Genomic DNA, 24,248 nt, shown 5'->3' on the forward strand with positions numbered 1-24,248 from the left:
TGACGGCAATGGGCCGTTGGTCAGCCCTGCATGCCGCGGTACTGGTCCTTGACCTTGACGTAGTGGTCGGCCGAGTAGCGCAGGCCCTCGATGTCCTTCTCGCTGAGCTGGCGCATCAACCGTGCCGGGTTGCCCGCCCACAGCTCGCCGCTGCGCACCACCTTGCCCGGGCCGACCACCGCACCGGCGGCGATGAAGGCGTTGGCCTCGATCACCGCGCCATCGAGGATGCACGCGCCCATGCCGATCAGGCAGTAATCGCCGATGGTGCAGGCATGGATGATGCAGCCATGGCCCACGGTGACGCCTTCGCCGATCAGGGTCGGGTAGCCGCCCTTGTTGTAGGAGCTGTCATGACTGACGTGGATGATCGTGCCGTCCTGCACGTTGGTGCGCGCACCGATGCGGATGTGGTTCACGTCGCCACGGATCACCGTGCCCGGCCAGACCGAGGCGTCATCGCCGATTTCCACGTCACCGATGATCGTGCACGCCGGGTCCACGTAAACGCGCTCGCCGACGACGGGCATCTTGTCCAGGAAGGGGCGCAGGGCAGTCATGCGTGGTATCCGGTTCTGAAAAGCGTGACATGCATGATACCGCGCGCTCCCGCAGCACGCGGCGGCATGGCATCAGCGTGGTGCGTGGCGTTCCAGCATGCCTCGGAACAAGGCATCGAGTGCTTCGCCATCCCCTTGTCCTGCCGGCAATGACGGAGCACTGCCGCTGCGTCGCTGCAACTGCTCGTCGATGTAGTCGCTGATGGCGGCGATGCGCGGCCCGTCCGAGACCTCGGTGCTGCGACGCTTCACCTGCAGCAGCTGGTCGATGGCGGTTCGCACCGGGCCATTGGGCAGCAGCCGATCAAGCAGGGTTTCGAAGGCCATTGGCGGCGGCGAGGGATCGCTCTCGATCCATTGGCAGGCGAGCAGCGGGCGCAGCACGTACAGGTACTTCTTGGTGCGTACCCGCTCGCCCTTCAGGTAGCCGCGATGGTTGGTGGTGGCCATGTTGAAGTAGTGCCACCAGCTGCCGAGCGGTGAGTGGAAGGTTTCCACCGCTTCGCGCAACGACGCGATGGCCTGCATGTCGCCGCGGTACAGGATGGGCGAGCGCAGCCACTCGGAGAGTGTCGGATTGGACTTGGAGACCAGGCGCAGTGCCTTGCGCAGGTCCCAGCCGCTGATATCGAGTTCGTCGTCGATCGGCAGCTCGATGACGTCGCGCTGCGGTTCGCCGGGGCCGGTGCGTTCGTTGACGCTCAGGTACCACGGTTGCCGATGCACGTAGATGAAGCGTGCGTCGTAGTCACTGTCCGGAGAGGAAAAGCCCCAGCCCCGGCTGCCGGACTCACAGGCCATCAGCACGCGGACGTCATGCTGGCGTTCGATCTGCTCCAGAGCGGCGAGAACCGCTTCACGCTTGTCGGGGTCGATCGGATGGATATCCATATCCTGCAGTGCTCATCGTCGTGGGGTGATGAGTGTAGGCGGATTCTGCTTCTGGCTCCGTCCCTTGCGCCGAAGCCGGCGGGGACGGTTGGGGAGACGCAACGCCCCTCAAGCCACCTTGCCGCGCCGTGCCCGTTCCAGGTGCACCAGCAGCAGCGAGATCGCCGCCGGGGTCATGCCCGGGATGCGCTGTGCCTGGCCGATGGTCTGCGGGCGCACGCGTTCGAGCTTCTGCAATGCTTCGGCGGACAGGCCGCGCACGGAGGCGAAGTCGAAGCCTTCGGTGATCACGGTGTTCTCGTGGCGCTGCTGGCGCTCGATCTCCTCGCGCTGGCGGTCCAGATAGCCGGCGTACTTGACGCTGATCTCCACCTGCTCGGCGACGCGTGCGTCTGCCACGCCAGGGCCGAGCGAAGCCACCTGCATCAGCTTGGCGTAGTCCAGTTCCGGGCGCTTGATCAGGTCCAGCACATTGGTTTCGCGGCTCACTGCCACGCCGGTGGCCTGCGCCACTTCACGACCCAGCGCATTGGCCGGCGTCGCCCACAGGCCGCGCAGGCGCGCGCTTTCGTTGGCCACGGCTTCCTGCTTGGCCTGGAATGCCGACCAGCGGCGCTCATCGACCAGGCCCAGCTCGCGACCGGTCGGGGTCAGGCGCACGTCGGCATTGTCCTCGCGCAACTGCAACCGGTACTCGGCGCGGCTGGTGAACATGCGGTACGGCTCGCTGGTGCCGTGGGTGATCAGGTCATCGACCAGCACACCGATATAAGCCTCGTCGCGGCGCGGGCACCAGCCGTCGCGGCCCTGCACGAACAGCGCGGCGTTGACGCCGGCCAGCAGGCCCTGCGCGCCGGCTTCCTCGTAGCCGGTGGTGCCGTTGATCTGCCCGGCGAAGAACAGGCCGGCGACCTGGCGGGTCTCCAGCGTGTTCTTCAGCCCGCGCGGGTCGAAGAAGTCGTACTCGATGGCGTAGCCGGGGCGGGTGATGTGCGCGTTCTCGAAGCCACGGATGCTGCGCACCAGCTCCAGCTGCACGTCGAACGGCAGCGAGGTGGAGATGCCGTTGGGGTAGATCTCCACCACGTCCAGCCCCTCGGGCTCGACGAAGATCTGGTGGCTGTCCTTCTCGGCGAAGCGCACCACCTTGTCCTCGATGGAGGGGCAGTAGCGCGGGCCGATGCCCTCGATCTGGCCGCTGTACAGCGGTGAGCGGTGCAGCGCGTTGCGGATGATCTCGTGGGTGCGCTCGCTGGTGTGGGTGATCCAGCAGCTGACCTGGCGCGGATGCTCGCGCACGTCGCCCAGGTAGGACATCACCGGCAGCGGGTCATCGCCGGGCTGTTCCTCCATCACGCTGTAATCCAGCGAGCGACCGTCGATGCGCGGCGGCGTGCCGGTCTTCAGGCGGTCGATGGCGAACGGACGCTCGCGCAGGCGCGCGGCCAGCGTGGTGGCCGGCGGGTCGCCCATGCGGCCGGCGGTGTACTGGGTCTCGCCGATGTGGATCTTGCCGGCCAGGAAGGTGCCGGCGGTCAGCACCACGGCGGCGGCATGGAAGGTCAGCCCGGTCTGGGTGATGGCGCCGCGCACGGCGTCGCCTTCGATCACCAGGTCGTCCACCGCCGCCTGGAACACGGTCAGGTTGGGCTGCGACTCGACGATGCCGCGGATCGCCATGCGGTACAGGTTGCGGTCGGCCTGGCAGCGGGTGGCGCGCACGGCCGGGCCCTTGGAGGCATTGAGGGTACGCCACTGGATGCCGGCGCGGTCGGCGGCATGCGCCATGGCGCCGCCCAGGGCGTCGATCTCCTTGACCAGGTGGCCCTTGCCGATGCCGCCGATGGCCGGGTTGCAGCTCATCGCGCCGACGGTCTCGACGTTGTGGGTCAGCAGCAGGGTGCGGGCGCCGCCGCGGGCCGCGGCCAGTGCGGCCTCGGTGCCGGCGTGGCCGCCGCCGATGACGATGACGTCGTAACGGTAGAAGGAGTCGCTCATGGGCGTGAGATTGGTCGAGAAGTGTGAAGTCCGTTGCCGGGCATGCCTCCGGTGCCAGGGCGGCCCGGTTGCTGATTTTACCGCCAACGAAAATTCTTGAGACGAAGGCCTAAAGTTGGCACGCAACCTGCAGCTAATACATTGCACCCAACGTGGCATGCGACACAGGCGCAACAAGGTCGGAATTGGAACAGGGGCCGACCGAAGCGCACGTTGGGGTAGCAGGGGCCGGTAGTCGGGGGACTACCGGCTCTGGTATCCGACAATGCTTTGCAAGGCATTGAAAGCAGCAAGGCAGTAAAGACGAAGCCCCGGCCTAGGCCGGGGCTTCGTCTTTTTTAGGCGCCGATGCCCGACAGGGCCGGAACAGGGGGGATCCAGATTTCCTGGCGGACATCGACATTGAAGCGGTTGGGCGGGACCGGTTTAGGTCAGTTTGCGACGCAACCGGTCACCCGTGGGACAAAGGATGCCTGCATTTTCCGCAAATGCAACCTTTTTATCTCTCCACATTCCTGACTTCGCGCGGAAGGCGGTTCTGTGACGGCTGTCGGGCCGGCATTGGCCGGGACTGCATGGCCGGCCGGGACGGCATGGCCTGGGCACGCGGAACCGCGCGTGGCTCGGTCATCGCGCGGGGCTGCGGACGCTGCAGGCGGTCCATGTCCCGCCAGGGCGACTTGCTGCCGCCGCCGTTGGCCGGCGGCATCGGACGGGTCGGCGGGTTGGGGCGGTTGTCACCCGGACGCGGCGGACGCGGACGGTTGTCGCCATGGCCATGGCCGTTGCCCGGCGGGGGCGGCCGGTGGCCGTGCGGCGGACGCTGCGGGTACGGGCGGTAGTACGGGCGATGGACCGGGTAGCCACCCCCGTAGTAGCCGCTGCCGTACCCGTAATAGCCGGAGCCATAGCCGCCGTAGGCACCGTAAGGGTAGCCATACGGATAGCTGTACTGCACCGACGGCGAGCCATGGTAGTAGCCGCCACCGCTGCCGCCGACGTAGTCATACGTGGCGCAGCCGGACAGGGCCAGCAACAGGCCGGTGGAAACAATCAGGCGCTTGATCATGTGTCGTCCCCCCCAATGGGTATGGCGCCAGCTTCGTGCTGGTGGATTGAATCGGCCCTTAATCGGTACCGATTTGGCTGAACACATTCCATGCGCGAATGAGATGGTCCAAGGCAGCGAGCCTACGCTAACCTTCCACCATGAACGAACATTCCTTGCCCGGGTTCGCTGACGTACTGGCCGCCGCGGCGCGTATCGCGTCGCACGCGACGGTCACGCCGGTACTGCGTTCGCGCGAACTGGACGGGCTGGCCGGTGCAAGCCTGCACTTCAAGGGCGAGCACCTGCAGCGCGGGGGCGCATTCAAGTTCCGCGGCGCCTGCAATGCGGTGTGGTCGCTGGATGCCGAGCAGGCGCAGCGTGGCGTGGTCACCCATTCTTCCGGCAACCACGGGGCCGCGCTGGCACTGGCGGCACGTTCGCGTGGCATCCCCTGCCACGTGGTGGTGCCCGAGGGCGCGGTGGCGACCAAGCTGGCCAACATCGTGCGCAATGGCGCCACGTTGTGGCGCTGCGCGCCGAACCAGGCCGCGCGCGAGGTCGAATGCGCGCGCGTGCAGCGCGAGACCGGGGCGACGTTGGTGCACCCGTATGCCGATGCCAAGGTGATCGCCGGGCAGGGCACGGCGGCGTTGGAGCTGGTGCGGCAGGCCGGGGCGACGCTGGACGTGCTGGTGGTGCCGGTGGGCGGCGGCGGGCTGGCCGCGGGGACGTTGTTGGCCCTGCAGCAACTGCTGCCCGACTGCGAGCTGGTGCTGGCCGAGCCGGCCGGTGCCGCCGATACCGCGCGTTCTCTGGCCGCCGGCGAACGACTGCTGGACTTCGTGCCGGACACGGTCTGCGATGGCCTGCGCGGCGCGCTGGGCGCACCGAATTTCGAACTGCTCAACCAGCGCGCCGAGGTGATCACCGTCGATGACGTGGACACCGTGACCGCGATGCGGCGGGTCTGGCAGGTGATGAAGCAGGTGGTCGAGCCGTCATCGGCGATCACCCTGGCCGCGGTGCTGGCACACCCGGAGCGTTTCGCCGGGCGCAACGTGGGGTTGATCTTCAGCGGCGGCAACGTGGATCTGGATGCGTTGCCGTGGGGGAAGGAATGAGCAGCAAGGGACGCACCGGCCTGGTGGGTTGGTTGTGGCGGTTCGGGGTGTTGCTGGCGTTGTGGTTGCTGGGCGTGGCGGCATGGATCATCTGGGTGGGTGACCGCGACCAGGCCGCGCCGGCCGACGCGATCATCGTGCTGGGCGCGGCGGCGTATGACGCCAAGCCTTCGCCGGTGTTCGAGGAGCGCATCCGCCACGGGCTGGACCTGTACCGGCAGGGCTATGCGCCCAAGCTGATCTTCACCGGCGGGTTTGGCGGCTCACGCGCGCGCTTCTCCGAATCGCAGGTGGCGCGCCGCTACGCGCTCAAGCAGAAGATCCCGGCCGAGGACATCCTGATCGAGACCCGCTCGCGGACCACCCGGCAGAACCTGGTCGAGGCGCGCCGGGTGATGGCGCAGAACGACATGCACCGGGTGATCGTGGTCAGCGACCCGCTGCACATGGCGCGCGCGCTGCGCCTGTCGCACGAACTGGGCATCGACGCGTTGGCCTCCTCCACGCCGAGCACGCGCTTCCGCAGCTTCCATACCAGCTGGCGCTTCCTGGCGCAGGAAATCTATTTCTTCCACCGCGACCTGTTCGTCAAGGGCGCCTGAGGCGCGACGGCGGCGCACGACACGCAGGGGTTCTGCATGAGCAACGACGATACTTCCCGCCAGCAGGCGATCGCGCTGGTGCGCGGCTACTACGATGCCTTCAACCGCGGCGATTGGGCCGGCATGCTGGAACGGCTGTCCGACGACGTGGCGCATGACCTGAACCAGGGCGCGCGCGAGGTCGGCCGCCAGGCATTTGCCGTGTTCCTGCAACGCATGGAAGCCAGCTACCGCGAGCAGCTGCGCGATGTGGTGGTGATGGCGAGCGAGGATGGCCTGCGGGTGGCGGCCGAGTACGTGGTGCATGGCCAGTACCACCACACCGACGACGGCCTGCCGCCGGCGCAGGGGCAGCGCTATGTGCTGCCGGGTGGTGCGTTCTTCGACGTGCGTGATGGGCGGATCAGCCGCGTGAGCAATTACTACAACCTGCAGGACTGGATCACGCAGGTCAGCGCCTGATCCGGCGCTGAGGCGGTATCGGCTTCGCGGCCGGGGCCGCTCCTGCGCGATGCCGCCTTGCGCGCGGGGCCGCGCCTACTGTTTGCGGCGGATCGGGATGGCCGAGACCGGCACGGCGGCGACGTCGTGGCCGTGTTCGCGGATGGGGGCGCCCGGTTCCGGTGCCCAGGCATGGGCGTAGATGACTTCCCAGCTGCTGGGCAGCTTGCCGTCGGCGCCGCGCAGCGGCTCGTAGGCCTGGCTGGCGGCGGCGAAGCGGCTGCGGCCGGTCAGCGTGTGGCGGCGGTTGCTCATCGCGTTGGTCGCGCCGATCGCCTTGAGCTCGCGCATCAGCGCCGGCAGGTCGTCGTAGGTCAGGGTGAACAGGTCGCGGTCCAGCACCGGGTCGCGGAAGCCGGCCATCATCAGCGCATCACCGAACTGGGCGATCTGCACGAAGCGGCTGACGTGCGCGGTGTCGTCGGCCTGTGCGAAGGCTTCGCGCAGTTCCACCAGCGTGTCCGGGCCGAAGGTGGAGCACACCAGCAGGCCGCCGGGCTTGAGCACGCGTCGGAAGCCGGCGAACACCGCCGGCAGGTCTTCCACCCACTGCAGGCACAGGTTGCTGAAGATCACATCCACGCTGTTGTCGGCCAGCGGCAGGGCGCGCGCGTCGGCACACACCCGCGAGAACGGGCGCCACCAGCCGGCCTGCTGCTTTGCCTCGACCAGCATCGGCAGGGCCAGGTCCAGCGCGATCACCTGCGCCTTGGGCCAGCGCTTCTTCATCACCGCGGTGGCGTGGGCCGGGCCGCTGCCCACGTCCAGCACCACCTGCGGTTGCTTGTCGGCCAGGTAGTCCAGCGATTCCAGCAGCCGCTTGGCCACCTCCTGCTGCAGTGCCGCCGCGGCGTGGTAGCTGGAGGCGGCGCGCGAGAAGGCGCGGCGGACGTGCTTGGGATCGAACAGGGAAGACATGGCGGGTACGTCGGTAAGGTCGGGAGTCAGAAAGTGCCGGGGTAGGCGCCGCCGTCGATCAGCAGGTTCTGCCCGGTGATGTAGCCGGCATGCACGCTGCACAGGAACGCGCAGGTGGCACCGAATTCGTCGGCAGTGCCGAAGCGGCCGGCGGGGATGCTGCCCTGGCGGCGCGCGGATACGTCCGCCAGCGGCTGCCCTTGCTTGTCCGCGCTGGCCTGCAGGATGCCGCGCAGGCGGTCGGTGTCGAAGGCGCCGGGCAGCAGGTTGTTGACGGTGACATTGCGCGCCAGGTGGGTGCGGGCGATGCCGGCGATGAAACCGGTCAGGCCCGAGCGTGCGCCGTTGGACAGGCCGAGCACGTCGATGGGGGCCTTCACCGAGCTGGAGGTGATGTTGACCACGCGCCCGTAGCCGCGCGCGGCCATCGCATCGACGGTGGCGCGGATCAGTTCGATCGGGGTGAGCATGTTGGCGTCCAGCGCGGCCAGCCAGGTGTCCCGGTCCCAGTCACGGAAATCCCCGGCGGGTGGGCCGCCGGCGTTGGTGACCAGGATGTCGACCTGCGGGCACGCCGCCAGCGCCGTGGCACGGCCCTGCGCGGTGGTGATGTCGGTGGCGACGGTGACCACCTGCGCGGCACCGGACAGGGCGCACAGGTCCGCTGCAGCCACTTCCAGTGCGTCGGCACCGCGCGCAACGATGACCACGTTGACGCCTTCGGCCGCCAATGCGCGTGCGCAACCCAGGCCAAGGCCTTTGCTGGCGCCACAGACCAGGGCCCAGCGGCCGGCGATTCCAAGATCCATGCTTATTCCTCGTGCGACGCGGGGAGCGACATGATCGGACAAATGCTCACGCGCAGCCTGCAACGAAGTGTTGCAGCAGCCCGGCGACCTGGTCGGCGTGGCCCAGGAATGGCGCGTGGCCACCGCCTGCGATGGTGTGCGCGAGGTGCAGGCCGGCCGGCGCCAACGCAGCGGCGGCGTGCATCGCGCGGGCCGGCACCAACCGGTCGCGCTGGCCGCCGATCCACAGGCCGGGCTTGTGCAGGCTGGGGAGCGCCCCGCGCAGGTCGCTGCGCTCGAGCAGGGCCAAGCCTTCGTGCAGGGCGCGTGGCGCCGGCTCGCCGCGGGCGACCAGGGCCTCGCGCAGGGTGCGCAGCTCGCTGCGGCCGTGCTGGGAACCCATCACGTCCAGCGCGAGGAAGCGCTCCAGCGTGCCACGGTAGTCCTGTTCCAGGTCACGGCCGAACTGCTCGAACACGCTGGCCTGGACCGCATCGGGCCAGTCGTCGCCGCGCACGAAGCGTGGCGTGGCGGCCAGCATGGCCAGGCCGCGCACCTGCGGCAGGGTGGCGGCGGCATGCAGGGCCACCAGCCCGCCCAGCGACCAGCCGCACCACACCGCGGGCGGGGTGGCGGCGGCGATGGCGTTGACCAGGTAAGGCAGGCGCAGCGGCGTGGCGTCGTCACGGCTGTGGCCGTGGCCGGGCAGGTCGACCAGGTGCAGCTGGAAATGCGGCGCCAGCCGCTCGACCAGCGGTGCGAAGATGCCGCCATGCAACGCCCAGCCGTGGATCAGGACCAGTGCCGGTCCGCTGCCGGTGACTTCGATATGCATGGGGCGTACAACCTGCTCAGGCGCCGACGGTGTTCAATGATTTCTGGTACAGCACCAGGTCACGGGCCTTGGCGATGGCTTCCAGCAGCGCCTTGACCTGGTCCACGGTGTGCAGTGCCGACAGCGTCACGCGCAGCCGCGCCTTGCCTTCGGGCACGGTCGGCGGGCGGATCGCGCTGACCAGGAAGCCGGATTGTTCCAGCGTCGCCGACAGCGCCATCACCGTGGCCTCGTCGCCGCACAGCAGCGGCTGGATCGGGGTTTCCGACGGCATCAGCTCCAGTCCGTGGCGGCGCGCGCCCTCACGGAAGGTGGTGATCAGCTCGGTGAGCTTGTCGCGGCGCCAATGGTCGCGGCGCGCCAGCTTGACCGCCGCCAGCGAGGCGGCGGCCTGCGCCGGTGGCAGCGCGGTGGTGTAGATGTACGGGCGCGCGGTCTCGGCCAGGTGCTGGATCAGCGCATCCTCGCCCAGCACCACCGCACCGTGGCCGCCGAGCGCCTTGCCCAGCGTGGCCAGCTGCAGCGGCACTTCGTTCACGCCCAGCCCGGCGTCGGCCACGCAGCCGCGGCCGTGCTCGCCGACCACGCCGATGCCATGTGCGTCGTCGACGTAGAACAGGGCTTCCTGCATGCGTGCCACCAGCGCCAGCGAGCGCAGCGGGGCGATGTCGCCATCCATGCTGAAGACGCCGTCGCTGATCAGCATGGCGGCGCCGTCGGCGGCGTTCTTGAGCTGGCGCATCGCGCCTTCGCTGTCCAGGTGCGGGTAACGGCGCAGCCGGCAACCGGCCAGGCGGGTGGCGTCGAGCAGGCTGGCGTGGTTGAGCCGGTCCTGCACGCAGACGTCGGTCTCCTCGCTCAACAGCGCCTGCTGCACGGCCAGGTTGGCCATGAAGCCGCTGTCGAACAGCAGCGCACGCGGGTAGCCGAGCCAGTCGGCCATTTCCCGTTCCAGCTGCTGGTGCAGGCTGTGGTGGCCGCAGACCAGGTGCGAGGCGGTGCTGCCCACGCCCTCGCGCGAGGCCGCGTCCTGCAGCGCGGCGATGACCTCGAACTGTTGGGCCAGGCCGAGGTAATCGTTGCTGCAGAAGCCGGTCAGCCAGCGGCCATCGACCTCCAGGCGCACGCCATCACGCCGGCCGACGGTGCGGCGGGTGCGGATGCGGCTCTGCGCGAGACGCAGCTTGCGCTGGTCCTGAATGCGGTCGTGGATGTCGGGACGGGCCATGGCATCGGTTCATGGTCGGACGGCCGGTTAGCGTAACCGGTTGCCCGCGAGAATTCCCGGAGGCGGTCGCCAGCCGGGGCTCAGGCGCCGTGGGCGCAGGCCGGGGCGATGTCCAGGTGCACCGTGCCGGGGTGGTCGTGCTCGTCCGCGTCCACGCTCACCTGCATCGGCCGGATGCCGAGGCGGGCGAACAGGGCCTGGTCGCGCTCGGTGTCCGGGTTGCCGGTGGTCAGCAGCTTCTCGCCGTAGAAGATGGAGTTGGCACCAGCCAGGAAGCACAGCGCCTGCAGTTCATCACTCATGCTCTCGCGGCCGGCCGACAGGCGCACCATCGAGCGCGGCATGGCGATGCGGGCCACGGCGATCATGCGCACGAACTCGAACGGGTCCAGCTCGGCACTGCCGTGCAGCGGGGTGCCGGCCACCTGCACCAGCCGGTTGATCGGCACCGAGTCCGGGTGCGCCGGCAGGTTGGCCAGCGCCAGCAGCAGGCCGGCGCGGTGCTCGCGGGTCTCGCCCATGCCGACGATGCCGCCGCAGCAGGTCTTCAGCCCGGCATTGCGCACGTGCTCCAGCGTGTCCAGGCGGTCCTGGTACTGGCGGGTGTGGATGATCGAGTCGTAGTAGTCCGGCGCGGTGTCCAGGTTGTGGTTGTAGTAGTCCAGCCCGGCGTCCTTCAGTGCCTGCGCCTGGTGGCCTTCCAGCATGCCCAGGGTGGCGCAGGTCTCCAGGCCGAGCGCCTTCACTTCCTGGATCATCGCCGCGACCTTGGGGATGTCGCGGTCCTTGGGCGAGCGCCAGGCCGCACCCATGCAGAAGCGCGAGGCGCCGGCCTGCTTGGCGGCGCGGGCGCGGGCGACCACGCTGTCGGTGTCCATCAGCTTCTGCGCGTCCACGCCGGTGTCGTAGCGCTGCGCCTGCGGGCAGTAGGCGCAGTCTTCCGGGCAGCCGCCGGTCTTGACCGACAGCAGCGTGGAGACCTGCACTTCGGCCGGATCGAAGTGCTCGCGGTGCACGCTGGCGGCCCGGTGCAGCAGTTCGGGGAACGGCAGCTCGAACAGGGCCAGCAGCTCTTCGCGTTTCCAGTCGTGGCGGATGACAGCGGACATCGGTGTTACCTGACGGTGGTGACTACGGAAGCGGCGCAGTCTGGTGAGCATGCGCGAAGCTGTCAACCTGAACATGATATCGATGGTTTACAGGATGGCCGGAGGGCTGTCCCGCGGGGTGTTCCCGCCGCAGTGCCTGGTGTGCGGCGAGGCCGGTGCCGGCGGGCGCGACCTGTGCCGCGCCTGCGCCGGGGACCTGCCGTGGCAGGGCGCGGCCTGCCTGCGTTGCGCGCTGCCCCTGTCGGCCGGTGATGCGGGGCAGGTCTGCGGGTTCTGCCGGCAGCAGCGGCCGGTGCTGGAGCAGGTGCACGCGGCATTCCTGTATGCCAGCCCGGTCGATGGGCTGCTGCGGCGCTTCAAGTTCCATCGCGACCTGCCGGCCGGCCGCCTGCTGGCCGGGTTGATGGCCGAGCGCTTGTCCGGCGTGGCGCTGCCACAGGCGCTGCTGCCGGTACCGCTGCACCGTGCGCGGCTGCGCCAGCGCGGCTATGACCAGGCACGCGAGCTGGCCCGGCCCTTGGCCCGGGCGCTGGGCATCCCGCTCTGCGATGGCCTGCGCCGGACGCGCGCGACCATGCCGCAGTCGGAGCTGGATGCCGACCAGCGGCGGCGCAACCTGCGCGCGGCTTTCCTTGCCAAGCCGGGCTTGCCGGCGCATGTGGCATTGCTGGATGACGTGATGACCACCGGCACCACGCTGCAGGCGGCGGCGCTTGCCCTGCGCCGTGCCGGCGTGACCCGGGTGGACGCCTGGGTCTGCGCGCGGGTGCCGTGATCGCGCCATGACAGCGCCGGTGGCATAAAGTCAGTGCCGAGGGGGTATCAACTTTCGTGCATCACATGAGGAGATGGCTATGGGCGGTTCCCCGGTGTTTCCCGCAGGTTCGTTGTTCAGTGCGCTGACGCGCAACTGGTGGGTGGTGCTGCTGTTCGGGCTGCTGGCGGTGGTGTTCGGCGTGCTGACGCTGATGTCGCCGGTGCGCACGGCGGCCCTGCTGGCGTGGTGGCTGGGCGTGATGGCGGTGGTCGAGGGCGTGGTGGTGCTGGTCGGCCTGGCCAGCGGCGCGGCGCCGGTGTCCCGGGGCTGGGCGGTGTTCTATGCCCTGGTATCGATCGCCTTCGGCGTGCTGGCCATCCTCAACCCGTTGGCCACGGCCAGCGTGTTGCTGCTGTTCCTGGCCGGCTGGCTGATCGTCGGTGGCATCTATCGCATCGTGTTCGCCATCCGCGTGCGCAAGCACATCCGCGGCGAGTGGATGTTGGTCCTCAGTGGCCTGCTGGCGGTCGCGCTGGGCGTGATGTTCGCGCTCAACCCCTTGTCGGGGCTGATGGTGACCTCGTTGTGGATCGGTGCGCTGGCCCTAGTGTACGGGGTGCTGCAGGTGATCGCGGCGTTCCGGCTGCGCGCGCTGAAAGCCTGAGCGGCGCAGGTGAGACCTGGGCCGCGAAGCCGGCGATGGTGCCGGGGCGGGAAGAGCCGGAACCCGTTGCAGGGTGTCGGCCTCGCGCCTGGAGGCGCTCCTGCGTAGATGGAAAGAAGGCCCGCATTGCGGGCCTTCTGCTATCGGTTGAGGTACTGGCTGGCGACGATGCCGGCGAACAACACCGCGCCGACCCAGTTGTTGTGCAGGAAGGCCTTGAAGCAGGGCTCGCGCTCGCGGTTGCGGCACAGCCAGAACTCGTAGACCACCATTGCCAGGGCCACCACCAGGGCGGCCCAGTACGCGCTGCCGAGCGCCGCGCGCTGCCCGACCAGGGCCATCGCACCGAGGAACAGGGCGTACAGGATGCCCTGGATGACCAGGTCCAGCTCGCCGAACAGGATGGCCGTGGAGCGCGAGCCGACCTTCAGGTCGTCGTCGCGGTCGACCATGGCGTACCAGGTGTCGTAGGCGGTGGACCAGAGGATGTTGGCGCCGTACAGCACCCAGCCCAGCGGCGGCACCTCACCCTGCACCGCGGCGAACGCCATCGGGATGCCCCAGCCGAAGGCCATGCCCAGGTAGACCTGCGGCAGGTGGGTGTAGCGCTTCAGGTAGGGATAGCTGGCGGCCAGGAACACGCCGATGAAGCTCAGGCCGATGGTCAGCGCATTCATCGTCAGCACCAGCGCGAACGCCACCAGCATCAGACCGGCGAATAGGGCCAGCGCCTCGCGGCCGGAGACCGCCCCGGTGGCCAGCGGCCGCTCCTTGGTGCGCTTGACGTGCGGGTCCAGCCAGCGGTCGGCGTAGTCGTTGATCACGCAGCCGGCCGAGCGGGTCAGCCAGACGCCGGCGGTGAACACGAACAACGTCCACAGCGGGGGCAGGCCGTCGGCGGCCAGCCACAGCGCCCACCAGGTGGGCCACAGCAGCAGCAGGGTGCCGATCGGGCGATCGGCGCGCATCAGCTTCCAGTAGTGCCCGAACCGCGACGGGGTGCCGGCGGCGGGCGGATTTCGGGGGAGACGGCTCATGCGTAAAGGGTACCAGTTGGGCCCGGGCGGGCCCCAGCGCGATGACGAAGCTGAGTGGGGGAAGACCTGCGGCGACTTTGTCGTTAGAATGCGCCTCCGCCCGGCGATCCGGGTCGGGTCTACTCTGCGCCCGTAGCTCAGCCGGATAGAGTAGTGGCTTCCGAAGCCATTGGTCGGGGGTTCGAATCCCTCCGGGCGCGCCAGATTCACTTCCGGGAACCTCCCGGAATGCCCAGGAACCCCGGAGCGATCCGGGGTTTCTGCTTTTCCGCGCCGTGCCGGTGCAGTCGGTCCGGCCGATGCAGCCCAGCGATGGGCAGGGCAGGCGCGCCCGGTCGCGTGCAATGCCGCTGTCATCATCGGCCGCGATGATGCGCCGCTTCTGTGCCTCGGTGGGCGGTCGTGAGCAGCGTACGGATCTGGGAGAAGAGCTATGCGCTGCGCCGCAGGCTGCTGCGTGGCTTCTTCCTCCGCCGGGGCTCGCACGCCGCCGATGCCGAGGACCTGGCACAGGAGGTCTACCTGCGGCTGCTGCGCAGCACCGGTGACAACGCCGAGGCCATCGCCAACCCGGAAGCCTACCTGTACACCGTCGCGGCCAACCTGGCGCGCGAGCAGGCGCGTTCGCGCAGCCTGCAGCCGGCCCTGGAGGACGTGGACCTGCTGGCCGAGGTACTGAAGAGCGAAGAGGATCTGGAAGGCGACTTCGAGCGCATGCAGCGCTGGAGCGACGTGCGCAGCACCATCGCGCAGTTGCCCGAGGTCACCCGCCAGGTCATGGAGCTGCATTACCGCGAAGGCCTGGAATGCAGCCGGATCGGCACCGAGCTGGGCGTGTCCGTGCACATGGTGCGCAAACACATCGGCAAGGGCCTGGAGGCCTGCAGGAAAGCCTTGTGCATCACGGAGGAAGCATGAGCCAGGCGTCATCGCGGGCCGATGCCGAAGATCCTGGCCAGCAGGCGCTGGACTGGTTCCTGCGCCATCGCCAGGGGGAGCTGGATGCCGCCCAGGAAGCCGCCTTCCTGGGCTGGCTGCAGCATTCGCCCGAACACGTGCGCGCCTACCTGCGCGCGCTGAACCTGCACCGCCAGGTGGGCGCGGCGATGGCGCCGACACCGGCACGTGCGGGAACTGGCCGCGCGCAGGGCAATGTCGTGCCCTTGTTCACCGTCGCGCCGCGGCATCGCCAGCCGCAGCGCTCACCGCGCCGGTGGCATTGGCGCGCGCTGGCCGGCGCTGCCTGCCTGCTGCTGGCAGTGGGCGGGTTGGCCCCGCACCTCTGGCCGCAGCCGACGCGCTTCAGCGCCGGGCACGGCCAGTTGCGCGACATCGTGCTGGCCGATGGCAGCAAGCTGCGGCTCAACGCGGACAGCACCGTGCAGGTGCGCATGGGTTGGTTCGGGCGGCAGGTCGAACTGCTGCACGGCGAAGCCAGTTTCGATGTCGCCGCCGACCGCCGGCCGTTCGAGGTGAACGTGGCGGGGCTGCGCATCCGCGACATCGGCACGGTGTTCGACGTGGCGCGCCGCCTGCAGGGCACCCGCGTCGGCGTGGTGTCGGGTGAAGTGGAGATATGGAGCGGGGGCAGGGACACACGGCGGCTGGCGCAGCTGGATGCCGGGCGCGTGGTGCTGGTCGAGCACGCCAGCCAGGCGGTGCAGCCGCTCGACATGCCGGCGTCGATGCTGCTGGATTGGCAGCAGCGCAAGGTCTCCTTCCTGGACGAGCGCCTGGACGAGGTGGCCGCCGCCTTCAACCGGCACAACCAGGTGCAGGTGCAGGTCATCGATACGCGCGCCGCGGCGATGCGCCTGTCCGGCAGCCTGGAAGCCCACCGCATCGGTGCGCTGCAGGCGTTCCTGGCGCGTGACCCGCGCTTCGTGGTCGAACGTGACGGTGACACGGTGCGCGTATCCAGCCGCTGATCGATGGCTGTCAAAAAAAAAACATCGAATCCGCGTTCTCCATTCCCGCGCTTTCCCGCTCATTCCTGGAATAGGCCGTCTTCGTTCTCGACGACGGCGCAACTGCCTACCTCCTCCCAGGAATCGTGATGCGCAACAAGCTCTACCTCTCGGTTGTCCTCGCACTCTCCCCCTGCTTTGCCAGCCATGCCGCTGCGCCCGCTGCGCAGGGGCTGGAGGCGCGCCTGGCCGCACCGATCGCGGCACAGCCACTGAACCGCGCGCTGGAGCAGCTCTCGCGCAGCTCCGGGGTGCAGTTCCTGTACGCGGCCGCCGGCACGCCACGCATGGCCGGTGCGGTGGCACCGGGCGCGACGGTCAGGCAGGCACTGGACACGCTGCTGCAGGGCACCGGGCTGGGCTACACGGTGATGGAAGGCAACGTCATCGCCATCGACCCGGCACCGGCGCCGGCCCCGCGAGCACCAGCCGCGCCGCCGCCCAGGCCGCGCGAGAGCATCCCGGCCGCCGCAGCGACGCTGGGCACGGTCAAGGTGATCGCCGCCCACGAGGTCATCGACCAGAAGAAGCACTCGCCGGTGATCAAGGATTCGGTGATCTACGACGAGATGGACAGCTACGGCGACGAGACGCTCGCCGAAAGCCTGATGGCGGCACCGGGGCTGAGTGCGGTGGAGGACGCCGGCGAGCCGCGCTACGTCACCGTGCGCGGCGTGCAGGCCAACCTCAACTACACCACCATCGACGGCATCGCCATTGCCAGCGTCGGCGGCAGCGGCTCGGGCGAGCGCATGAACAACCTGCAGCTGATCCCCAGCGACATCGGCACCCGCACCGACATCTACAAGAGCTTCAGCGCCGAGCAGGCGCCGGACGCGATCGGCGGCGTCATCGACATCATCAGCCGCAGTGCGTTCGATCGCTCCGGCAAGTATGTGTTCGCCGACGTTGCTGGCATCTACTCCACTGCCCAGACCCATGTCGACCGCAGTGCCGGCGGTGACCACAAGACGCTCGGTCACTTCGGCAAGAGCGCCAAGCTGGTGTTCTCCGACCAGTTCGGCGCCGATGACCAGTTCGGCATCGTCGCGGTGGCACGCTACGAGCAGCGCTCGCGCAACAGCACCAAGCGCTGGGTGGAGTCGAACTACTACTTCAACGACGCGGGCAAGTACCTGACCGACGGCAGCACCGACCCGACCGAACTCAAGGGCTGGAACGGGTTGCGCGCGCCCGGCAACTTCAGCACCGGCACCTACACCAACTTCATCACCAACTTCGGTGGCTCGGCCAAGCTGGAGTGGAAGCCCTCGCAGGACCCGTTCTACGCCTCGTTGCTGCTGTACTCGTACCGGTTCTACGAGAACTCGACGATGAACAAGACCGACCTGTACTCCAACGCCAAGTTCCCGATCCGGGACCAGACCGCCGAGGGCGGCACCACGCAGATCAACAGCATCTACATCAAGAACCGGCACGACCGCTGGGACCGCAGCAACCGTGGTGCGATCGCCAACTTCAGCTGGGACCTGGGCCAGGACACCCGGCTGACCCTGCGCGGCGGCCACACCGAGGAAACCTTCAACAACACCCAGACCTACTGGGGCGTGCGTGCCTATCCCAGCAACCTGTTCGTGGACTATGCCAACGACAGGCATGGCTTCCCCAATGCAGTGGGCGTGTCCGACCCCAGCCTGCTGACTAGCTCGGCGTTCAAGCTCAACCCGGCGCAGGCGTACATCTCGCCGCGCGATGCCAAGGAGACGATCGACAACCTGCGCGTCGACTTCACCCACAACATCGGTGCCGATGCGCGTGGCTTCGGGCTGGCCGCCGGCGCCGAGTACCGGCACCTGAACATCTGGCAGGACATCGACTTCGACTACTACAAGACCAGCGCCACGCTCAACGACTACCTGTACCCGGGCGCGACGCTGCTGGGCACGGTGCCGGGCTTCCCGTTGATCGACAACCCCAAGTGGACCGAGGAACTGCTGCCGACGCTGGGCAACAACGACGCGGCCTACCCGAACGCCGACTTCACCAGTGACTACAAGTACGTGGAGGACATCGCCAATGCCTATGTCTCGGCGCATTACGCCTGGGACCGGCTGCTGCTGATCGGCGGCCTGCGCTACGACGACACCTCGTTCGACGCCTACAGCCCGTACAGCGCCAACGGCGGCACCACGTACACCGCGGATTTCCGCAGGAGCAGCGGCGGCTACAGCAACCTGCTGCCGTCGCTCAACGCCACCTTCAGCCTGGGCGAGGACCAGCGGCTGCGCTTCTCGGCCAGCCAGACGCTGGGCCGGCCGACGCCGAGCAACATCGCCCAGGCCACCAGCAGCAGCTGCAGCGACGACGAGGACGGGCGTGGCTTCTGCACCATCAAGCAGGGCAATGCCGGGCTGGACCCGCGCCGGGCCACCAACATCGACCTGGCCTGGGACATGTACTTCAACGGCAACAACGGCATCGTCTCGGTGGCGTTGTTCGACAAGGTGATCAAGGACGACATCTACACCCTGACCACCTTCCAGGACATCGGTGACACCACCTACCGGGTGACCCAGCCGATGAACACCGATGAATCGAAGTTGCGCGGCGTGGAGTTCGCCGTGGCCAACCGTAACCTGCGCTGGGGCCGTCAGCGCTTGGACATGTTCTTCAATGCCACCCGCCTGGACGGGCAGACCAACTACAAGATCAGCGACGGCACCGAACGCCGCCTGGACCGCCTGCTGTACCAGCCGGACTGGTCGCTCAACGGCTCGGTGATCTGGCGCATGCCCTGGCAGAAGGCGCAGCTGCGCGTCTCCGGCACCTACCGCACGCGCATGCTGGTGGACTTCGGCGACACGCAATGGCTGGACTCGTACTACGACTCGTACATGACCTTCAACCTGGCCTTCAGCCACAAGGTCAGCAAGCACTTCACGCTCAAGTACGAAGCCAAGAACCTGTTCAACACGCAGCCGACCTACAGCACCGGGCCGGACGGGCGCTTCCGTACCGAGATCGACGACTACGGCCGCTTCTACTACTTCCACATCATCTACAACTGAGCAGGCACGCCATGGACAAGATCAACCGCAGGCGCTTCCTGGCGCTGTCCGGGCTGGCCACGGCCGGCGCATGGATGGGTACCGCCGCCGCCCTGGCCGCCGAGCTCGATGCCAAGGCCTTGAACCCGCGCAACCTGCTGGCCATGCCACGCTTTGCCGGCACGCCGTTCACCCTGGGCGTGGCTTCGGGCGACCCCGCGCCGGATGGCATGGTGCTGTGGACGCGGCTGGCCACCGAGCCGCTGCAGTACGGCGGGGGCATGCCGGCGCGGCCGTTGATCGTGGACTGGCAGCTGGCCGATGACGCGGGCATGCGCCGGGTGCTGCGCAGCGGTTCGGCGCTGGCGCATCCGGAACTGGGCCACTCGGTGCACGTGGAGCTGGAAGGGCTCGCACCGGGACGGCCGTACTGGTACCGCTTCAGTACTGCGGGCCACGCCAGTGCGACCGGCTGCACCCGCACGCTGCCGTCACCCACGGCCGAGGTGGACCGGGTCCGCTTCGCGGTGGCCGGTTGCCAGCACTACGAAGAGGGCCACTACACCGCCTGGCGCTGCATCGCCGAGGAGCCGCTGGACTTCGTCTTCCACTACGGCGACTACATCTACGAAGGCGAGAGCCAGCCCGGCGTGCGCCGCATGAACGGGCAGCCATTCACCAACCTGCGCAACCACGTGGGCCCGCAGACCTACACGCTGGATGATTACCGGCGCCGCTACGCGCAATACCACAGCGATGCCGACCTGCAGGCGGCGCATGCGGCCGCGCCGTGGTTCGTCACCTTCGATGACCACGAGGTGGACAACAACTGGGCCGGCGCGGAGGATCAGGACGGGACGCCAAGCGAACTGTTCCTGCTGCGCCGTGCACAGGCCTTCCAGGCCTATTACGAGAACATGCCGTTGCGACGCAGTGCCTTCCCGCGGGATGGCCACATGCAGATGTACCGGCGCGCACGCTACGGCACGCTGATGGACCTGCACCTGCTCGATACCCGCCAGTACCGCAGCCGCCAGGTCGACATGACGCAGCGCGCCCTGGTGGAGTCGCCGGAACGCAGCATCGTGGGCGCGGCGCAGGAACGCTGGCTGTTCGATGGCCTGTCCGACGCCACGCCGCGTTGGCACACGATTGCCCACCAGGTGTCGCTGGGCAATTACCTGCGCGAGAAGGACGGGGTGCTGGTGTCTTCCGACGACCAGTGGTCCGGCTACCTGGACAGCCGCCGGCGCCTGCTTGATCACATCCAGCGGGTGGGGTTCGGCAATGTCGTCACCGCCTGTGGCGATGCGCACCGCCACTACGCCAGCGACCTGGTGCAGGACAACGCCGACAGCGGGGTGATCTCCAGCGAGTTCCTGGCCACCTCGATCACCTCCGGTGCCGACGGCCAGGGCGAGGATGCGCTGGCGCGCAACCTGCTGCAGCACAGCCCGCACCTGAAGGCGACCACCGACAAACGCGGCTACGTGCTGTGTGATGTCACCCGTGACCATTGGATCGGCGACATGAAGACGCTGGACCAGGTGATGCAGCCCGGCGGTAAGCTGGAAAGCTGGCGGCGCTATGCCATCGCCCACGGCCGTCCGGGCCTGCAGCCCGCCTGATCGTTCGCGCCCGGCCGTCGCGTGTCGATGGTGGTCGGCGCGTTGGCAGGGCGGCGTGCGTGGCGGCATGATGGGGCCACCACAGGAGCGCGCTGATGCCATCGCCTCGCCAGAAGCAGGATTTCCCGGTCCAGAACGTGCGCCGCTACCTGGAGCCCGGCCCCATCGTGCTGGTCTCCTCGCACTGGCAGGGGCGTTCCAACGTCATGACGCTGGGCTGGCACACGGTGCTGGAGTTCTCGCCTTCACTGGTCGGGTTGATGATCTCCCGCGGCAACCACAGTTTCGAGATGATCCGCCGCAGCCGCGAGTGCGTGATCAATGTGCCGACCGAGGCGTTGGTGGACAGCGTGGTACGCGTGGGCAACAGCAGCGGCGCGCAGGTCGACAAGTTCGCCGCGTATGGCCTAGCGACGGCGCAGGCCAGTATCGTTCGCGCTCCGCTGGTCGCGGCATGCCACGCGCACTTCGAGTGCCGGCTGCGCGATGACGCGCTGGTGGAGCGCTACAACTTCTTCATCTTCGAAGTCATCAAGGCGCATGTGGCGCCTTCCCCGCGGCATCCGCGGACGCTGCACTACACCGGCGACGGCGCATTCATGGTGGCCGGCAAGGTCATCAGCCGGCGCGCGATGTTCAGGCCTGACATGCTGCCGTGATGCGCGCCCGGGCAGTCTCCGTCCCGGTAACTTCATGTTTAGAATCAATGATTTGAGTTGGTGTCCCGGCCGTGCTGCACAGGGTTGCTGCGCATCCGGCCGGCCCCGGGCAACCGCGGCCGGCTGCATCCAGGCGTTCGACTGTCCGCCGCGACATCCGGTGCAGCGCAGGGGCCGGGCGCCGGCGCTGATCACGGCGCGACCACACCGCTGACGGCAGCATGCGCCTCCGCTGGGCGCCAAGACACTCGAAACAGCGCCAGCACAAGGAAAAAGCTGCCGGTGTGGGCATCGCCACCGCAGCGCACAGGGCGCTCCAGCTCGGGAAAAGCCGCGTTCTCGCTACGTCGTGAAATTTCCTTCATCTGGCGATGAGGGGGCTTCGCTAATATTTCGTTCGAAACTGTGACGTAGGTTCGTCATAAATTGTGACGTGTAGCGTTTCAAGACATTGCATCTGATATTCGGATGTGATTGCGGCGCAAAGGCTTGCGCCGCCCCGGATCCGTGCCAGGGGAGCCGTCAGGCATGGGTCGGGCAACGCCGCGTCGGGGGAAGTGGGGCTTTTTCTGCTTTCGGATCGCCGCTCCAGCGTGCACGGGGGGAGCGCGTTTAATGCATGGGCCTGGCGGGCCCATTGGAGCTGCGTGTGTTTGCCAAGCCAGTTGTTTCCAGCATCGGTCGCGTCATGCGTCCGGGGGTGTTCGCACTCGTCGGGCTGTTGCTCGCTCCCCTGGGAGTGCACGCGCAGAACGTCCGCAATGAAGCCACGGTGGCCCCGCCCAGTGGCGTGACCAACGTCGGCACCACCTGCACCACGCTCGCCGGCCAATCGACGCCGGCCAACTCCGTGGCCTTCAACAACGGCGTGTGCACGGCCGCCGATACCGACCCGCTCACGCGCGAGTCGGACCTGTCCATCATCAAGACCCAGAGCACCGATGGCGGTGCGACGTTCGTTTCCAGCACGGCGACGGTGAACCAGGGCGCGGTGGTCCGCTTCCGCCTGGAAATCCGCAACATCGGGCCGAGCGCGGTGACGTCGGCGAGTTTCGCCGACGTGGTGCCGGGCAACTTCACCTCGGTGAGCGTGCTGAGTGCCGTCCCGGCGGCTGCGTGTTCGGCCGGCGCATCGGCCAACACGGTCAGCGGCACCTTCACCGGTGCCAAGGATGCGACCTGCACGGTGATCCTGCAGGCCACCGCGACGACCGGGACGTCCGGCGTGGGCGTGGTCAACACCGGCACGGTCACCGCGCCGGCCGGCACCTCCGACCCGACCCCGGGCAACAACAGCAGCGCGGTGACGACGATCATCACCTCGCCGCAACTGAGCCTGGAAAAGTCCGCCAGTTCCACCACCTTCGCGATTGGAACACCGGCCAGCTACACGTTGACGTTGACCAACGTCGGCAGCGGCGCGACCACGGCGCCGGCGGTCATCACCGATTCGGTGCCTGCGGGCCTCAGTATCGGTACCCTGCCGCCGGGCTGCGTTGCCAGCGGGCAGACGGTGACGTGTACGGTTGCCGCAGGCATGGCAATCGGCGCCGGCAATGCGGTGAGCTTCGTCATCCCGGTGACGCCCACCGCTGCGGCGGCCTCCCGTGTGACCAACGTGGCGAATGTGACCGGCGGCGGTGATGCGAGTTGCCCGTCGGACGAGCGCTGCCAAGGCACCGCCATCGTCGACATCCCGAATCCGAAGCTGACCTCGACCAAGACGGTGACCTCGACCGGCCCATATGGCTTGGGTGATGTGATCAGTTATTCGGTGGTCGCGACCAACAGCGGCAACGCCACGCTGACCAACGTGGTGGTCAGCGACAGCCGGCTGTCGCCGTCGAGCACCACCTGCGCGACGCTGGCACCGGGCGCAAGCTGCACCCTGACCGGTTCGTACACCGTGTTGCAGGCCGATGCTGATGCGGGCAAGGTGATCAACACCGCCGCGATCACCACCGATACGCCCGGTGCCTGTGCCGTGGCGGCGGATTGTGCGCCGACGGTGACCACGCCGATCACGCAGACGCCGAAGTTGACCTCGACCAAGACGGTCACCTCGACCGGTCCGTATGGCCTGGGCGATGCGATCAGCTATTCGGTGGTCGCCACCAACAGCGGCAACATGACGCTGGCCAACGTGGTGGTCACCGACACCAAGCTGTCGCCGTCGAGCACCACCTGCGCAACGCTGGCACCGGGCGCGAGCTGCACCCTGACCGGTTCGTACACCGTGCTGCAGGCCGATGCCGATGCGGGCAAGGTCATCAACACCGCCGCGATCACCACCGATACGCCCGGTGCCTGCGCCACCGCCGGCGACTGTGCACCGACGGTGACCACGCCGATCACGCAGACACCGAAGCTGACCTCGACCAAGACGGTGACCTCGACCGGCCCGTATGGCGTGGGCGATGCGATCAGCTATTCGGTGGTCGCCACCAACAGCGGCAACATGACGCTGGCCAACGTCGTGGTCACCGACACCAAGCTGTCGCCGTCGAGCATCACCTGCGCGACGCTGGCACCGGGCGCGAGCTGCACGCTGAGCGGTTCTTACACCGTACTCCAGACCGACGTGGACGCCGGCCAGGTCATCAACACCGCCGCGATCACGACCGATACGCCCGGTGCCTGCGCCGTGGCGGCGGATTGTGCGCCGACGGTGACCACGCCGATCACGCAGACGCCGAAGCTGACTTCGACCAAGACGGTGACCTCGACCGGCCCGTATGGCGTGGGCGATGCGATTACGTATGCCGTCGTTGCGACCAACAGCGGCAACATGACCTTGGCCAACGTCGTGGTCACCGATACCAAGCTGTCACCGTCGAGCACCACCTGCGCGACGCTGGCACCGGGCGTGAGCTGCACCCTGACTGGTTCGTACACGGTGCTCCAGTCCGATATCAATGCCGGCCAG

Annotated in this window: 21 protein-coding genes and 1 tRNA gene; 12 read left to right on the top strand and 10 right to left on the bottom strand. The window is 68.2% G+C overall.

Going from position 1 to position 24,248, the window contains the following annotated elements:
- Positions 1 to 20: 20 nt before the first annotated feature.
- From AC06FE_RS16985 to AC06FE_RS17000, 4 genes are all read right to left on the bottom strand, one after another.
- Positions 21 to 560: a gamma carbonic anhydrase family protein gene (locus AC06FE_RS16985; RefSeq protein WP_478073706.1), complete on the bottom strand. Its 540-nt coding sequence runs from the start codon at positions 558 to 560 to the stop codon at positions 21 to 23.
- Positions 561 to 632: 72 nt separating this feature from the next.
- Positions 633 to 1,451, bottom strand: coding sequence for a nucleotidyltransferase domain-containing protein (locus AC06FE_RS16990; RefSeq protein ID WP_478073707.1), 819 nt, complete (start codon positions 1,449 to 1,451; stop codon positions 633 to 635).
- A 108-nt stretch (positions 1,452 to 1,559) separates the two neighbouring features.
- Entirely contained in the window at positions 1,560 to 3,449 is a 1,890-nt protein-coding gene (gene mnmG, locus AC06FE_RS16995; RefSeq protein WP_478073708.1) for a tRNA uridine-5-carboxymethylaminomethyl(34) synthesis enzyme MnmG, read from the bottom strand.
- A 499-nt stretch (positions 3,450 to 3,948) separates the two neighbouring features.
- Entirely contained in the window at positions 3,949 to 4,518 is a 570-nt protein-coding gene (locus tag AC06FE_RS17000) for a hypothetical protein (RefSeq protein ID WP_192288251.1), read from the bottom strand.
- Between the two features lie 140 nt (positions 4,519 to 4,658).
- Between AC06FE_RS17000 and AC06FE_RS17005 the strand changes: the two genes are divergently transcribed.
- From AC06FE_RS17005 to AC06FE_RS17015, 3 genes are read left to right on the top strand one after another with little or no spacing between them, the layout of a single operon-like run.
- A complete protein-coding gene (locus AC06FE_RS17005) occupies positions 4,659 to 5,621 on the top strand; it encodes a pyridoxal-phosphate dependent enzyme (RefSeq protein ID WP_478073709.1) in 963 nt (320 codons plus the stop codon).
- Positions 5,606 to 6,223, top strand: coding sequence for a YdcF family protein (locus AC06FE_RS17010; RefSeq protein WP_165931091.1), 618 nt, complete (start codon positions 5,606 to 5,608; stop codon positions 6,221 to 6,223). Before AC06FE_RS17005 ends, AC06FE_RS17010 begins: the two co-directional genes overlap by 16 nt.
- A 36-nt stretch (positions 6,224 to 6,259) precedes the next feature.
- Complete coding sequence (locus AC06FE_RS17015) at positions 6,260 to 6,685, top strand: ketosteroid isomerase-related protein (protein WP_132862418.1); 426 nt, start codon at positions 6,260 to 6,262, stop codon at positions 6,683 to 6,685.
- 75 nt (positions 6,686 to 6,760) lie between these two features.
- On the opposite strand, the gene bioC is transcribed toward AC06FE_RS17015, so the two are convergent.
- The 5 genes from bioC to bioB all read right to left on the bottom strand — a co-directional run bounded on the left by bioC (position 6,761) and on the right by bioB (position 11,602).
- On the bottom strand, positions 6,761 to 7,642 hold the full coding sequence (gene bioC, locus AC06FE_RS17020) for a malonyl-ACP O-methyltransferase BioC (protein WP_132862419.1): 882 nt from the start codon (positions 7,640 to 7,642) through the stop codon (positions 6,761 to 6,763).
- A gap of 26 nt (positions 7,643 to 7,668) precedes the next feature.
- Positions 7,669 to 8,451: an SDR family oxidoreductase gene (locus AC06FE_RS17025; protein WP_478073710.1), complete on the bottom strand. Its 783-nt coding sequence runs from the start codon at positions 8,449 to 8,451 to the stop codon at positions 7,669 to 7,671.
- 46 nt (positions 8,452 to 8,497) lie between these two features.
- A complete protein-coding gene (bioH, locus tag AC06FE_RS17030; RefSeq protein WP_478073711.1) occupies positions 8,498 to 9,265 on the bottom strand; it encodes a pimeloyl-ACP methyl ester esterase BioH in 768 nt (255 codons plus the stop codon).
- Between the two features lie 16 nt (positions 9,266 to 9,281).
- Entirely contained in the window at positions 9,282 to 10,493 is a 1,212-nt protein-coding gene (bioF, locus tag AC06FE_RS17035) for an 8-amino-7-oxononanoate synthase (RefSeq protein ID WP_132862422.1), read from the bottom strand.
- Between the two features lie 80 nt (positions 10,494 to 10,573).
- The gene (gene bioB, locus AC06FE_RS17040; RefSeq protein ID WP_478073712.1) at positions 10,574 to 11,602 is read right to left on the bottom strand and encodes a biotin synthase BioB; all 1,029 of its coding nucleotides are present in this window, start codon (positions 11,600 to 11,602) and stop codon (positions 10,574 to 10,576) included.
- Between the two features lie 49 nt (positions 11,603 to 11,651).
- On the opposite strand from bioB, the gene AC06FE_RS17045 reads away from it, so the two are divergent.
- Positions 11,652 to 12,377, top strand: a complete 726-nt coding sequence (locus AC06FE_RS17045; RefSeq protein WP_478073713.1) for a double zinc ribbon domain-containing protein — start codon at positions 11,652 to 11,654, stop codon at positions 12,375 to 12,377.
- Between the two features lie 79 nt (positions 12,378 to 12,456).
- Positions 12,457 to 13,023: an HdeD family acid-resistance protein gene (locus AC06FE_RS17050; protein ID WP_132862425.1), complete on the top strand. Its 567-nt coding sequence runs from the start codon at positions 12,457 to 12,459 to the stop codon at positions 13,021 to 13,023.
- Between the two features lie 140 nt (positions 13,024 to 13,163).
- Here the strand turns inward: AC06FE_RS17050 and ubiA are convergent, their stop codons facing one another.
- Positions 13,164 to 14,060, bottom strand: a complete 897-nt coding sequence (gene ubiA, locus AC06FE_RS17055) for a 4-hydroxybenzoate octaprenyltransferase (RefSeq protein ID WP_478073714.1) — start codon at positions 14,058 to 14,060, stop codon at positions 13,164 to 13,166.
- A 126-nt stretch (positions 14,061 to 14,186) separates the two neighbouring features.
- Here ubiA and AC06FE_RS17060 point away from each other — a divergent pair.
- The 7 genes from AC06FE_RS17060 to AC06FE_RS17090 all read left to right on the top strand — a co-directional run.
- Positions 14,187 to 14,263: transfer RNA gene (locus AC06FE_RS17060), tRNA-Arg, on the top strand.
- Between the two features lie 199 nt (positions 14,264 to 14,462).
- Entirely contained in the window at positions 14,463 to 14,978 is a 516-nt protein-coding gene (locus AC06FE_RS17065) for an RNA polymerase sigma factor (RefSeq protein ID WP_132862589.1), read from the top strand.
- The gene (locus tag AC06FE_RS17070) at positions 14,975 to 15,988 is read left to right on the top strand and encodes a FecR family protein (RefSeq protein ID WP_478073715.1); all 1,014 of its coding nucleotides are present in this window, start codon (positions 14,975 to 14,977) and stop codon (positions 15,986 to 15,988) included. Before AC06FE_RS17065 ends, AC06FE_RS17070 begins: the two co-directional genes overlap by 4 nt.
- Positions 15,989 to 16,116: 128 nt before the next feature.
- Positions 16,117 to 19,056, top strand: a complete 2,940-nt coding sequence (locus AC06FE_RS17075; protein ID WP_478073716.1) for a TonB-dependent receptor — start codon at positions 16,117 to 16,119, stop codon at positions 19,054 to 19,056.
- 11 nt (positions 19,057 to 19,067) lie between these two features.
- A complete protein-coding gene (locus AC06FE_RS17080; protein WP_478073717.1) occupies positions 19,068 to 20,663 on the top strand; it encodes an alkaline phosphatase D family protein in 1,596 nt (531 codons plus the stop codon).
- A gap of 95 nt (positions 20,664 to 20,758) precedes the next feature.
- Positions 20,759 to 21,322, top strand: a complete 564-nt coding sequence (locus tag AC06FE_RS17085) for a flavin reductase family protein (protein ID WP_478073718.1) — start codon at positions 20,759 to 20,761, stop codon at positions 21,320 to 21,322.
- 649 nt (positions 21,323 to 21,971) lie between these two features.
- Positions 21,972 to 24,248 (top strand): DUF7507 domain-containing protein (locus AC06FE_RS17090; RefSeq protein WP_478073719.1); only part of this gene is annotated, 2,277 nt, incomplete at its 3' end.

It is taken from the genome of Stenotrophomonas sp. Steno-C18 (assembly GCF_056393195.1).